Source organism: Nitrosopumilus cobalaminigenes, assembly GCF_013407145.1.
Classification (GTDB): Archaea; Thermoproteota; Nitrososphaeria; order Nitrososphaerales; family Nitrosopumilaceae; genus Nitrosopumilus; species Nitrosopumilus cobalaminigenes.
In genome coordinates this window covers 1196440-1209661 of the sequence record NZ_CP026993.1, presented here as the reverse complement: position 1 = coordinate 1209661, position 13222 = coordinate 1196440, and the positions used below count along the sequence as shown (strand labels likewise).

14 protein-coding genes are annotated in these 13222 nt (G+C 31.5%); 11 read left to right on the top strand and 3 right to left on the bottom strand.

Translation table 11 applies throughout. The annotated features are described in order from the left end of the window. The first annotated feature begins 113 nt into the window (after positions 1 to 113). The 4 genes from C5F47_RS07440 to C5F47_RS07425 all read left to right on the top strand — a co-directional run bounded on the left by C5F47_RS07440 (position 114) and on the right by C5F47_RS07425 (position 5136). A complete protein-coding gene (locus C5F47_RS07440) occupies positions 114 to 1421 on the top strand; it encodes a hypothetical protein (RefSeq protein WP_179360459.1) in 1308 nt (435 codons plus the stop codon). A gap of 65 nt (positions 1422 to 1486) precedes the next feature. Then, a complete protein-coding gene (locus tag C5F47_RS07435; RefSeq protein WP_179360458.1) occupies positions 1487 to 2800 on the top strand; it encodes a hypothetical protein in 1314 nt (437 codons plus the stop codon). Between the two features lie 42 nt (positions 2801 to 2842). After that, a complete protein-coding gene (locus C5F47_RS07430; RefSeq protein WP_246271076.1) occupies positions 2843 to 4186 on the top strand; it encodes a hypothetical protein in 1344 nt (447 codons plus the stop codon). A 59-nt stretch (positions 4187 to 4245) separates the two neighbouring features. After that, positions 4246 to 5136 carry a hypothetical protein gene (locus C5F47_RS07425; RefSeq protein WP_179360457.1) on the top strand — a complete coding sequence of 297 codons (891 nt, stop codon included), beginning with the start codon at positions 4246 to 4248 and terminating at the stop codon, positions 5134 to 5136. Between the two features lie 35 nt (positions 5137 to 5171). On the opposite strand, the gene C5F47_RS07420 is transcribed toward C5F47_RS07425, so the two are convergent. Continuing rightward, positions 5172 to 5588: a DUF6659 family protein gene (locus C5F47_RS07420; RefSeq protein WP_246271075.1), complete on the bottom strand. Its 417-nt coding sequence runs from the start codon at positions 5586 to 5588 to the stop codon at positions 5172 to 5174. Positions 5589 to 5590: 2 nt separating this feature from the next. Next, a complete protein-coding gene (locus tag C5F47_RS07415; RefSeq protein WP_179360456.1) occupies positions 5591 to 5845 on the bottom strand; it encodes an Lrp/AsnC ligand binding domain-containing protein in 255 nt (84 codons plus the stop codon). Between the two features lie 183 nt (positions 5846 to 6028). Here C5F47_RS07415 and C5F47_RS07410 point away from each other — a divergent pair, with 183 nt between their 5' ends. From C5F47_RS07410 to C5F47_RS07395, 4 genes are all read left to right on the top strand, one after another. Further along, the gene (locus C5F47_RS07410) at positions 6029 to 7057 is read left to right on the top strand and encodes a hypothetical protein (protein WP_179360455.1); all 1029 of its coding nucleotides are present in this window, start codon (positions 6029 to 6031) and stop codon (positions 7055 to 7057) included. 192 nt (positions 7058 to 7249) lie between these two features. Beyond that, positions 7250 to 8956 carry a fibronectin type III domain-containing protein gene (locus C5F47_RS07405; RefSeq protein ID WP_179360454.1) on the top strand — a complete coding sequence of 569 codons (1707 nt, stop codon included), beginning with the start codon at positions 7250 to 7252 and terminating at the stop codon, positions 8954 to 8956. 66 nt (positions 8957 to 9022) lie between these two features. Further along, the gene (locus tag C5F47_RS07400; RefSeq protein ID WP_179360453.1) at positions 9023 to 10054 is read left to right on the top strand and encodes a hypothetical protein; all 1032 of its coding nucleotides are present in this window, start codon (positions 9023 to 9025) and stop codon (positions 10052 to 10054) included. Positions 10055 to 10182: 128 nt separating this feature from the next. Then, positions 10183 to 10554, top strand: coding sequence for an ArsR family transcriptional regulator (locus C5F47_RS07395; RefSeq protein ID WP_246271073.1), 372 nt, complete (start codon positions 10183 to 10185; stop codon positions 10552 to 10554). A 28-nt stretch (positions 10555 to 10582) separates the two neighbouring features. On the opposite strand, the gene C5F47_RS07390 is transcribed toward C5F47_RS07395, so the two are convergent. After that, positions 10583 to 10981 carry a CBS domain-containing protein gene (locus C5F47_RS07390; protein WP_179360452.1) on the bottom strand — a complete coding sequence of 133 codons (399 nt, stop codon included), beginning with the start codon at positions 10979 to 10981 and terminating at the stop codon, positions 10583 to 10585. Between the two features lie 102 nt (positions 10982 to 11083). Here C5F47_RS07390 and C5F47_RS07385 point away from each other — a divergent pair, with 102 nt between their 5' ends. From C5F47_RS07385 to C5F47_RS07375, 3 genes are all read left to right on the top strand, one after another. Next, complete coding sequence (locus C5F47_RS07385) at positions 11084 to 11653, top strand: BAR domain-containing protein (protein ID WP_179360451.1); 570 nt, start codon at positions 11084 to 11086, stop codon at positions 11651 to 11653. Between the two features lie 184 nt (positions 11654 to 11837). After that, positions 11838 to 12425 carry a hypothetical protein gene (locus C5F47_RS07380; RefSeq protein ID WP_179360450.1) on the top strand — a complete coding sequence of 196 codons (588 nt, stop codon included), beginning with the start codon at positions 11838 to 11840 and terminating at the stop codon, positions 12423 to 12425. Between the two features lie 65 nt (positions 12426 to 12490). Continuing rightward, entirely contained in the window at positions 12491 to 13219 is a 729-nt protein-coding gene (locus C5F47_RS07375; RefSeq protein ID WP_246271071.1) for a plastocyanin, read from the top strand. The last annotated feature ends 3 nt before the right edge of the window (positions 13220 to 13222 follow it).

The window sequence follows — 13222 nt, the reverse complement described above, 5'->3', positions numbered from 1 at the left end:
AAATAGAATATTTTTGATTAGATTTGAATTAAAATAAACTAGTTATTTTAATGGTGTAATTAGTCATTTGGTTGCCTTAGCAGGCATATATAGTCAACTGGATTAATTCTACTATGGGCTTATCTCCTACTAGTCTGATTGGTTTGAGAATATTTTCACCTATTTCGCTCAAAAATAGAACTCTGGAATTTTTTGAATTTATGAGATATGAAACAAAGTCTTTTCGAGATGAAACAGTATTATCAAAAGAACAACTGTTTGTTCTTCTCCCTAAAAGCTTAAAAATTAAACAAGTTTCAAAAATTAAAAAATCTGAATTGATTGAACAGTTTGAACTTTTTTTAAAAGAATTGGATACAGTTCTGTACATCAAAAATTCCAAAGATGAAATTTCTGATATTAAATGGAAAAGAATTGACAGTTTTTGTGGATTATTAAGATTAATTGAAAGAAGTGATGAAAGAAAAATCAGATGGGCATTGTATCATATTTTTGCTAAAAATAATCTAAAAATTACTACTAACAAATTAACTGATCTTTTACAAGATTTCAAAATTAAAAATCTTGAAAAAATTCTTATAAAAATATTAAAAACTGAAACTCTCTCTGGACTTAATGCAAATTATGATGGAAAAATATTTGTAATTAATCATGAAAGAGATGATAAGGTTGTACCCCATTATTTAGCTGATGCTATTGATGAACCATCTAGACGTTCCCCTGGGGAATTAGAAGAAGAAATTTTAGAATTAATTGATGAGGGTTCTTATTCTAATCAGGAAATTTCTCAAGCATTATTAATTGATGAAGGTCTTGTTTCCAGAACTATTGGAAAGCTACGTGAACAAGATAAAATAGTTCTTTCTAGTTTTGGTCAAAGAGGAACTAGATATTTCACAACAAATTGTGATAATTGCCCATTTGGAACAACAAAGGCATCATGTAGAAAAGAAGCAATTTCATTTATTGTAGAAGCATTCATGCATGATTTTAACTTGGATCTTTCTTCAACTGATTTTGACTCTGTAGATGCTAATCAAGCTATTCTAAAAATTAAAAGAATTGTAATGAATGCCAGAAAAGAAAAAAATACAAAGCTTGAGAGAAATCTAAGTGAAAATCTTGCATCATTACTTTCCAAAGTTGTTGACAAATTTACCGAAATTGAGACTCCTGATAAAAAAATCACTTTGCCTGAAATCAAAATGAATGTGACTGCAGATATGTCTAAATTGCCACTATTGTACCAATTAGGACTCAAAAAAGGTGCTCAGGGTGGTATTCACCTTATGGATGAGATGCTTCATTTAGCCTCAAAATCAATTAAAAAAGAAGATAGAACAAAAATCAAAAAACATGCTCTTATGGAATCCAATAAATTTCTAAAAAATATTGGACTTGATCAAAAAGAGTCAAATTGATTTTATTCTGAATTAAATCGTACACTGATAATGTTTTTTAATGATGAAAAAACGGTAGATGCTATATGAATAAAACTTCCATTTTTGCAATAATTTTAGGCGTAGTATTAATTTCAGGAACATTACCTACTCAATCATTTGCTGATGTTATTAGTCCTAGACAACAAATGAAATTAGATTTTACAGCAGAACAAGTAATTTGTGCAGAAGGCTTTGTAAAAATTACTAAAAACTCTTCAAACAAAGTCTCATGCGTAAAACCTTCTACTGCTGAAAAACTTGCAGAAAATGGATGGGCAAAACAACTTTCTGAGAAAAAATTAGAGGAAATCAAAAATAAGAAACTGAAGAAAGGTGAATCTGCTGGAACTATTACAAAAATTGCAACTTTGAAACAACAAGGTCAAGCCAGCACAGGAGCAAAAGCCAGCATTGGTGGATATTCCTATATCTTTGAAGCTTGTGGAACTACCAAATTAGTTAAAGCCCCTGAGATTTATGTTACTTCTGATAGTGATACAAAAAGTGTGAAATTGGGAAGTCCTCTAAAAGCCGGATCTTGTTATACTAGTTCTGTAATAATCAAAGCTGCAGATCCTAATTCAATTTCTGCCAAACTCCTTAACAAAGGCGGTGTAACAGAAAAAATCTCATCCCTTGAAACTCAAATTGCAGATTTAAAAAGTAAAATTAGTGAAGCAAAACAAAAACTACCAAACAAAAACGATAAAACAATAATTCCTGAAAATACTAGCGAAATCGTATCTATGAAAAAAGAATTGAAAGAACTACAGAATCAACTTCAAAGATATAAGATGGTATTATACGTGCCTCCAAATGTTAAAGCATCAAAAATTGATTTACCAAAATCTCTTACTGGAAAGCCTTTAGATGGAATGACTTCTGACCTAGTCTCTGTTACTGATAGTGTATCTCCAACTGGTTCTAATAATCCAGATCTCAAGAGATTTAATGTCGTTTTTGAAGCTTGTGCTGGAACACAAAGTGTAAGATTGCCAATTATTACAGTAACTTCTGATTCTGATTCAGTAGATGTAAAATTAATTGATAGAATAATTCCAGAGTCTTGCCAAGTTGGTATTACGAGAATTAATGCATTAGATTCTGACTCTATTGCAACATCCATTTCAGGTAATTCTGGAATATCTTCACAAATCCAATCATTGGAAACTCAGTTAAAAGAAATGGAAGAGTCTTTAGCAAATAAAAGAAGCATGTTAGGTGATTTTGTATCTAAAAAACTAACTTCTGAGACAGAACCACAAGTCCTAAAACTTACTTTAGATATTAGTGAATTACGTACTGATATCTTGGAAAAAAGGGTTCAATTAAATTCTCTATTACTTAAGGCTCAGTGATTTAGTTAATCATACCAAATTTAATGAGGTTGATATGAAATAATGGCTTTGATGAAATATTATTCCATAATGTTTTTGATGGTTACATTACTTGCATCATCTGTAACTGCATCTAACTTTGCATTTGCAGATGTGATTGCTCCAAAGGATCAAATGGACTTGAATTTTGCCCCTGAAGAAGTTATCTGTAAGGAAAAGTTTGTTAAAATTATTCGAACTTCAAATGGTGATGCTGCATGTGTTTCACCTAATGTAGTTGATTTACTAGTTAAACGTGGATTCGCATTACCACTTGATGCGGATACTACTGAATCTAAAGAATTGCAATCAAAACCTATTGGCACACTAACTCATATGGCAACTACAAAACAATACAAAAATCCTGGTTCTGTTGAAACATTCCCAAAAATCGATACTCATAACTATGTTTTTAAAATATGTGCCATAGATGAAAAAATTCGTTCTCCTGAAGTGATTATTACTTCAGATAGTGAAACTAAATCAGTAAAACTTAGAGATGTAGAATTGACTTCATGCTATACTACTGCAACTAAAGTTAGAGCCTCTGATTCAAATAGTATTTCTGCAAAATTGTTAAACCATGGGGGAATTTCTGAATCAATTACTGAATTAGAAAATAAAATCTCTAGTCTAAAGTCTGATATTGTTATTCAAAGAGAAAAACTATCTGCAATTAATGAAGAAACTCCTGCTAATGATAGAGCAAAAAAAGTCTCTGCAATTCACAACAAAATATCTGACATTAGACATGAATTAAAAAATACACGCTCTGAATTACAAAAATATCTGTTGTTTTTGAATCTTAATTCTGCTACGAATAATATTCCGCCTGTAGTTAAAGGAAAATCTATCACTGGAATCGATGTTGATGGTGTTTTGTCTGAAATCATTTCAGTCAATGTAGCCCTTATTCAGCCTGATGATAGACTTGAAAATTCTATGGCATATAATGTAGTTTTTGAAATTTGTACCGATAATACCACATTGAGAATTCCTGTAGTAGAGTTGTCTTCTGATATTGCCACAAAAGTTGTTAAAATGGCTGAAAAAATAGCTCACAATACATGCCAAGTTTCAACTGGAAAAATTAATGCCCTATCTCCAAATTCTATTGCTATCAAACTTGTAGGACAAACCCAATCCTCTGAAACTATTATTGAATTAGAAAAGAGAATTGAATCTATAAAAGATGAGATGATGGTTGTACAGGCACAACTCAACTCAGCTTCTACTTCAAGTTCAATTAGTAAAGAAGAAAGACAATTAGCAATTTCTGAGGGCACTGACAAATCTATAGAATTACGTAAAGAACTAAACTCTGTAAAAGTAGAACTACACAAAATTCTCTTAGAGGTTTATAGATAAATTCAACAATAATTGATAATTAGAGAATGATGAAATTATTTCTTTTTTTAATTGTTATATTGACAATTTCTGTAAATTCTGTCTTTGCACAAAGTACCCTTGAAAATCAATTTGAATTCTTTGGAAATTTAACTTCTGGTGAGAGTCCAATTAATTCATTTATTGATTTTGATACGATTGGTAATAATTTAGGAATTGAATTATCTATCACCGATTTAATTTTTTATTCAATTGGAATGGTGGTATATGGAATTTTCATTTGGAATTTTTACAGATTTCTTGCTAGACGTGAAATGATCCCTTTGCCATTAACAAAATATCAGACTGATGGGAAAAAAATTACATCCATTTTTGGATATATTATCAAATATGTATTCATTTTCCCATTAGTAGTCTTAGTCTGGTTTGTAGTTTATTCTACATTCTTGTTCTTTATGGCACCAGATCTTCCACGAGATATTGTTTTTCTAGTTGTCATATCTCTTGTAGTCACTGTAAGGATATCTGCATATTACAAAGAAGATCTAGCTAAAGATTTTGCCAAATTAATTCCATTTGCTCTTTTAGGTATATTTCTTACAAGCAATATTTTCTTTACCACTGAACAATTACTAGACAGATTAGATGATTTTATTCCATTTATAGGGAAAATCATAGGATTTGTTGTGTATGCTATATTTGTTGAAGCCATCTTGCGTATCTTATTTCTCATCAAAAGAAAAATTTTGCCTGTTGCAGAAGAAAAATTAGAAGAACAAATTGAAAAACAAATTGATGAAAAAATAAATGTTCATGTTACAAAAATAGAAAAAAAACACAATGAAATCGAAAAGAAAATAGAAAAAGAAACAGATGAAATCGAAAAGAAAATAGAAAAAGAAACAGATGAAATCGAAAAGAGATTGGATGATGGAAGTTCTAATTCAAACAAAGATTTGAAAAGTAAATAGATGTTTTAAATAAAAATCTAAAGTATATTTTTAAATTAAATTGTAGATATTATGATATCGTCAAATAGTTCCTCAGCTTTTTTTATTATTTGTTTATCGTCTGCATCAGGTTCTGCAGAAATTAATACTAAATTATCTTTAATTGGAACACTGATGATTAATTGTTTAGTTCTTCTTGATGCTATGTAATCAATTGGCCCTAAAACTTCATCAAGCTCTTGTCTCATCTTAAAATCTAATTGCATTTGCATGTAAGTCATTGCAACTTTGTCACTATCTAACAGTGGCGATATCCCAACTTTGAATCCTCCAGCAATTAATCTGCCAAGATTATTTATCACGCCAACATGTCTGATTTTATTTTCATTTGATAATTCCTTACAAGCAACATCTAATTTTTTTATATCTTCAACTGTTGTATCTGACATTATTTCTTTTGTAATTTTTGCCATATTTATTCATCATCATCGATGGTTCCACCTTGTCCATAAAGAACATGCATGGTATAACTATCTGTGATATCTGGATGATTTCGTAATCTTTGCACCACTTGATCCATTTTACTGGGATCTGGGTCGGAAACTTTCAAAAATATGTCATATTTGCCCCAAATTCCATTGATCTCAATTACTTCTGGTAATTCTTTAAATTCTGATATTATGGATGATTCACTTCCACTATTACATGTGACAAGAACATATGCTTGCATAATCTAATTTCATTTTATCATAAATAAATTATATCAAAAATTGCTTCCATATGTTCCATTTATTGAAAGTTATTCTGTTGTTACAGGACAAGACCTTATTATCTCATTTTAGCCTTTAATACCTTCCAAAATGATTCCAAATTTTAAGAAAAAGATATATCATTACATTCATGCTAAACGTTAATGACAAAAACAACTTTTATTGCAATTTTTGCAGTTGCTGTTCTTTTAACAGGAACTATTGCAGGACCAATTGGAGTAGTTCAGTCTGCTGACGCTTTAAAGAGTAAGGGAACTTCAGCTAGCTCAATTAATTCAAACAAAGTCTGTGGTGATAGATTATGTTCTGAACCTGCAACAGAAAAAAAACCTGTTGAGGAAAAGAAAAAAGAACAGGTAAAATCTGAAAAGAAGACCGAATCTGCAGAAAAAGCAAAAGAAGTACCAAAAAAAGATGCAAAATCTGAAACAATGACTTCTGCTAAAGCAGTTGCATCTCTCAAAGTACCAAAGACCGTAACTGGTGTCTTAACATCTGTTCAAGATCCAGGTCAAGGACATGAGAATCATCAACTAGCTATAGTTTTGCCTCCTTCTGAAAAAGTATATCGTGGATATCTCACATATACTGCATCTGAGAATGTCCAACTTGTAGCATTACATGGACCATTAAAAGACAGTAATGTTAAAGGACAAAAAATTTGGAGTACTGATGGAAAAACAAAGTTTGGATTAACATTTGTAGATAAAGAAACTTCTACAGGCGTATGGCAATTCTCAGGAAATGCTATTGCAATTCATACAACCAATTCTGAACCATTCACTGTAAGTTACTCTGTAACATATACTGAGCACATTACTGATGGTGAAAAGGTATTTAGAAAAACTATAACTTCTCAGCAAGATCCAGGAATTGGACATGAGGAACATCAATTAGCTCTATTGCTACCTCCTAGAGAACAAGCATATTCAGGACATCTTACATTTGATGCATCTGAACCAGTACAGATTGTTACTTTGATAGGACCTCTCACTAAAGGTGAGGTAACAGGATTAACAAATTGGACTCCAGACGGTGAGACATATTATGCCTTATCTTTGGTTCCAACAAAAGCAGCTGGCTCTACACAATTCTCAGGAAATGCTTTGGCACTTCATACGTTCAATTCTGAACCATTCACTGTAAGCTACTCATTAGTACTTACAAAATAATTTTTTTATTTTTCTTATAATAACTACATTTGTTGCAGTTCTGAAATATTTGGAATTTAGGTTTGCTGATGCCACAAATGACAAAAACTATCTGTGTTTTAATATGTTATTTTAATAAATAAAATTCTTAGATGTTTGCAACTAATACGATTCCTTCACAATTGTTAAACCATATGTACGGATTAAAAAAATATGACTATTAACAAATTTTATTTCCTTGCAATTTCCCTAACTATATTTTCATTTTCACTAATTGTTTCACATGATAATTTTGCATTTGCCCAAACACCCTCTGTCCCTGAAACTATTACTGATCTTATTGCAATTCCTGGTAATGGGGAAATTCATCTTTCTTGGAGTGCCCCTGATAATAATGGTTCGCCAATAATTTCCTATAAGATCATTAGATGGGAAACTGGCTCTGATGTTTTTACAACCTTTCCTAATCTAAGTACTACTACCACCGCTGTAGCAACGGGTCTGAAAAATAATGTTTCATATAGTTTTAAGGTGATTGCGATAAACTCTATTGGTTCTAGTAATGATTCGAATATTGCATCTGCAAAACCATTAAGCACTGCTCCTTTAACTGACGTTCCAAACGCTATAACTGATTTCATTGCAACTAGAGGAGACTCTAAAGTAACTATGACTTGGACAAAACCTAATGAAAATGGTTCTCCGATTACAAGTTATAAAATAACATATTGGCAAATTGGAACAGATGATTTTAAGAAAAAAACCCTTGAAGCAAAAGCTACTTCTGGTCAAATTACTGGGTTGACAAATGATGCATCTTATGCTTTTAAAATTAACGCCGTCAATGCATTAGGACAGAGTCCTGATTCCAATGTTGATTCTGCAACTCCATCAAAATCTTCTATTGCTACAGTTCCAAACCAAGTACGCGGAGTAGTTGGTATCCCAAGTAATGGGCAGGTATTTTTATCTTGGATTGAACCTTCTGATAATGGAGCTGCAATCACAAGCTATAGAGTTACAGTAAATGAAAAAGACTCTACTGTATCTACAACTTATCCTAACATTGGAGATGTGACAAAAACTACTATTCTTGGTTTAAAAAATAATGTCTCTTATCAATTCAAAGTCTCTGCTGTAAATTCAATTGGGGTTGGAAAAGATTCTTCAGCAATTTCTGTAACTCCTACTAATAAAGTCCCAATAGCTATAACTAATCTCAAAGCATCTCCTGGTAACGGCCAAGTTACATTAACTTGGTCTGTATCATCTACTTCGTTAGAAGATATTACTGGATATAGAGTAAGAGAATTCCAAACTGGTTCTACATCTTTTATATCTCATTCAATTGTTGGAAAGGATACAAGGATAACTATTGATGGATTAACTAATGGTATTCCTTATGGATTTAGAGTATTGGGAGTTAATGCCCAAGGAGTTGGACCTGAATCAAACATAGTATATGTAACTCCAATGTCACAATTATCTGCTGTTGGAAAAATACCTGCACAGATTGGTGATTTGAGAGCAACTACTGGAAATAACCAAATTAAACTTGAATGGAGTGCTCCTTTTGATAATGGATTCCCTATCACTGGATACAAAATCATTCAATCTAAGACTGGCTCTAATTCATTTACAACTATTCAAAAATATGATACAGTTCCTAATGCGATAATTACTGGATTGGTAAATGATGCATCTTATAATTTCAAAGTATCTGCTGTTAATTCTGAAGGAACTGGAAAAGAATCAAGTGCCGTATCTGTAATTCCAAAATCACCAGATGCTCCAAAATTTAGTATTCCTAAATGGGTAAAAACTAATGCTGGATGGTGGGCTGAAGGTAAAATATCTGATGTAGAATATGTTCAGGGAATTGAATATTTGATTAATCAAGGAATTGTAAAAATTAAATAATAAATCATGACTCAGTCTATCTCATCATCAATTTCTTTAAGTATGATAAAATTTATCAGACCTTGTATGATTAACAAATATAATTTTACTATATTTTTCTCTGCATCTTTGTTATTACTTGGAGCAATATCTGGTTCATTTGATTTAATTCAATCAGCTGATGCATTAAAGGGACAAGGGGTGCCATCATCACAATATGGTTCTGATACCAAAGGAATTGTATGTGGTGATAAATTATGTTCTGAAGTAGAACAACCAGAAAAGAAAGAAGCAAAAAAGATAGAAAAAAAGGAACAAGTCAAAACAGAAAAGAAAGAATCTGAAAAAAAGAAATTAGATGATAAAGCATCATCTGAAAAAGCAAGATATGATGAATTATCCTTACCTCCAAGAACAATAAAGACTGGAACTATTACATCTGTACAAGATCCTGGACAAGGACATGAGAGTCATCAACTAGCTATCATTTTGCCTCCTTCTGAAAAAGTATATCGTGGAATGTTTACATACGTTGCATCTGAGAATGTCCAACTTGTAGCATTACATGGACCATTAAAACAAGGTGAAGATAAGGGACAAGCAATCTGGTCCCCTGATGGCAAAACAAAATATGCTTTAACATTTGTTCCACGAGATGCTCAGGCAGGAACTTGGCAATTTGCAGGTAATGCTTTAGCAGTACATTCAATGAACGAAGAACCATTTTCTGTTTCATATTCTGTTGCATATAGAGAAAGAACTCTAACTGACACTGTAAAAAGTGAAACTATTACATCTGTACAAGATCCTGGACAAGGACATGAGAATCATCAACTAGCAATTATTTTACCCCCAAGACCTTATGCATATTTTGGAACTTTGGGATTTTCAGCATCTGAAGATGTTCAACTTGTAGCACTACATGGTCCATTGCAACCAGGACAGAGTGCACATGGACAAGCAATCTGGTCTCCTGATGGCAAAACCTTCTATGCATTAACTTTTGTAGATAAAGAATCTGCAATGGGCACTTGGCAGTTTACTGGAAATGCAGTTGCCCTTCACACTATGAAAGATACGCCTTTCACTGTAAGTTATTCTGTAGCAACAGGACAATAAACTCAAATTAACATAATATTCTTTGACATCCAGTTGACTTTAACCGTAGATTAACACAACTAGATAACTTAAGATTGAAATTAGTTGTAGATTTCATGTCTTAATAGCATAATCCACATTATACATTTATGGAAAATAAAGTGAAAAATGAAAAATACACTGGAAATGATGAATCCGCAATAACGTCTTTTAGTCCGGGTATTGATGATGAAGAAATAAGACAAACATTCTTGAACATAATATCTGATAATTCATCTAGGATGATATTAGATAGTATAATAGATACAGCAAAATCTATTTTGGAAATTAGTGATGAAACTCAAGTACCATTGCGCACAGTATATAGAAAAATCCAATTATTCCATGATTCAAAATTGCTAAAAATTTCTGGAACTGTTACAGATAGTGGAAAAAAATACTTTTTGTATAAAAGCAAAGTTAGAAGTATCAGTATATCATATCATCCAAAAGAATTGATAGTGAATATAATCAAAAATTAGTTGGATTTTTTTAAATTTTTTCTCATAATTAGTTTTTTAAATTTGAGAATACTTTTACTATATCTGTTGAATTTACTATTCCTAATAATTTATCATACTCATCAATTATTGCAATTTTTTTAAGGTTTCTACTATACATTAAATCCATTACTTCCCAAATTGATTGTTCTGGACCACAATGAATTAGTGGGGATGACATAGTTTCTAAAATAGGTCTATTTACTGAATTTTCTGAAACAACATTGTTCATGACTAAATCTTTGTATGTTATAATTCCAACAGGTGTGTCTTTTTTAATGACTATGACTGCACTTTTGTTCAACTCTATCATTTTTCTTGCAACTTCTTTGTTTGATAACTGAGACTCAACACATAATGAATCGATATCCATGATGTCTTTTGCTCTGATTATTTTACTTTGTATCAAACTGTTGTTTAACTTGATTCTGATATTTTATGGTAGATAGATTTTGTCACTGGTGACAAATATCTGTTTTATTGATATGCATGATTCCTTGGATTGATAATAATGAATAATAAGACAATCATGTTTGCTGCAATAGCTATGGCATCAATTCTACTAATATCTGGATTTGGATTATCTTCAGCTAGTGCTCAAACAAGCAAAAATACCGAGATCAAATTGATTACTTCGTCTTCACTAGGAACTCATAGTGTAGTTTTCCAAGTATGTGCAAAGGACATCATTATGAGATCCCCTGAAGTTATAATCACCTCTGACAGTCAAGTAAAAACAGTCAAACTGAACAAGGCACTATATTCTAATACATGCAAAATTACTTCATCTACAATCAAAGCATTTGATAAAGATACAATTCAACTAAAGAAAGTTGACAAATCAAAGATCAACTCAATGATTAATGAGGCTGAAAAGAGGCTGATTAAAATAAAATCTGAAATCTCTAATACAAATACCGAACTTGAAAAAATAATTTCATCTATAGAAGGTAATGATCCTACAAAGAGAGAAAATATTGCAAAGATCAATGATCTTAGTGAAAAATTGACTGAATTAAGAAAAGACCTTAAAGATTCAAGAAACGAATACTATAATCTATTATTTGTACTTAGAAACTAGTCTTTTCTTTTCTTTTTTAATATTCTCTAGTGTAACTATGTGTGTTGAAATATTTTTTGTCTTTTGCTCTGATTATTTTACTTTGTATCAAACTGTTGTTTAACTTGATTTTGATATTCGATAAATTGTCACTGGTGGCAAATGTCTACTTTATTGATATGCATGATTCTTTAGATTGACATTAATGAATAACCAAACAATCATGTTTGCTGCTATTGCATTGGCTTCGATTTTGCTAATTTCAGGTTTTAATTTACCTGCAGTAGATGCCCAACTAAATCCGACAGTCAAAAAAGTAAAAATTGCAAACGTTGCAGGCCAAGCACCAATATTCCAATCAGAGAGTAGAACTATCGCCTATACCTATGTCTTTGAAGCATGTGCTGGTGATAAACCAATTCGCTCTCCAGAAGTTGTAGTTAGCTCTGACAGCGAAGTAAGATCTGTAAAACTTGCAATAGACTTGAGTCCAAATGCATGTCAAGTTTCTGCTACTCAAATCAAAGCAGCAAGCCCTGACACCATCAAAGGAAAACTCTTCACAAAAGATACAGTGACCAAAATGGCAAACACCGCTGAAAAGCGATTAGGTGACATCAAGGTATTGCTTAGTGAAAGAAACACTGCACTACAAAAACTTGTAAAATCACCTGATAGTCCAGAAAACACTTCAAAACTGGTTAAACTATCTAGTGAAATCGTTGAATTACGAAAGGAACTCAAAGATGCAAGAGCAGAATATTATAGACTATTGTTCATAATTCATGGATAATTTTCTATTTTTTTCTTTTTTATTAAAAGTCAAATGATTTATTGAAGTTTGTATTTCAATAATTATTGAATAAAGTATTTTTACTAATTCCATTTGTTTTGATTTTGTTCTTTGGAGTATCATTTACTTATGCAGAATCCCTTATTCCAGATTGGGTAAAAAATACTGCACTTTGGTATGGTCAGGGAATAATTACGGAACAAGAATATCTTGAATCCCTCAAATATTTGATAAATAATAAAATAATATTTCTAGATGAGCAGGAAAAAAATGCTCTTCTTGATCCTACAATCACATCAACAGATGTAACTGTTACAAAACCTAGAATTAATCAATGTTCAATATTGTATCAATCCTACAAGAATATCGGAAAACCTCAATTCGTCGCTAAATATGATCATGTCAATTTCATCAATATTTGTGTGAAACTTTACCAAGATCCTGTTTGGAAATATCAAGGGGATGACAGATTAGAAAAATTAAATGAAAAGTTCTTAGAGTTTAATCAAAAAGCCAAAAACGAGGCTCCTAAACTATCTTTTGAACCTACTGTGAAAATTTTATCAACTACAAATATTGGAAAAGACAAGTTTGATGTGAAATTTAACATATGTGCAGGAGACCAGAAAATTGACAAAGCCAAAGTATTGGTAAAATCTAAAATTGAATCTATTCAAGTAGGCTCCGACAAGGACATTCCTTCAAATGTATGCAGAACATATGTAACACAAATTCATGCTAACAATGTCGCAAATATTCAAATTACAATTTTAGAGCAAGTCCTAACAAACTAATCA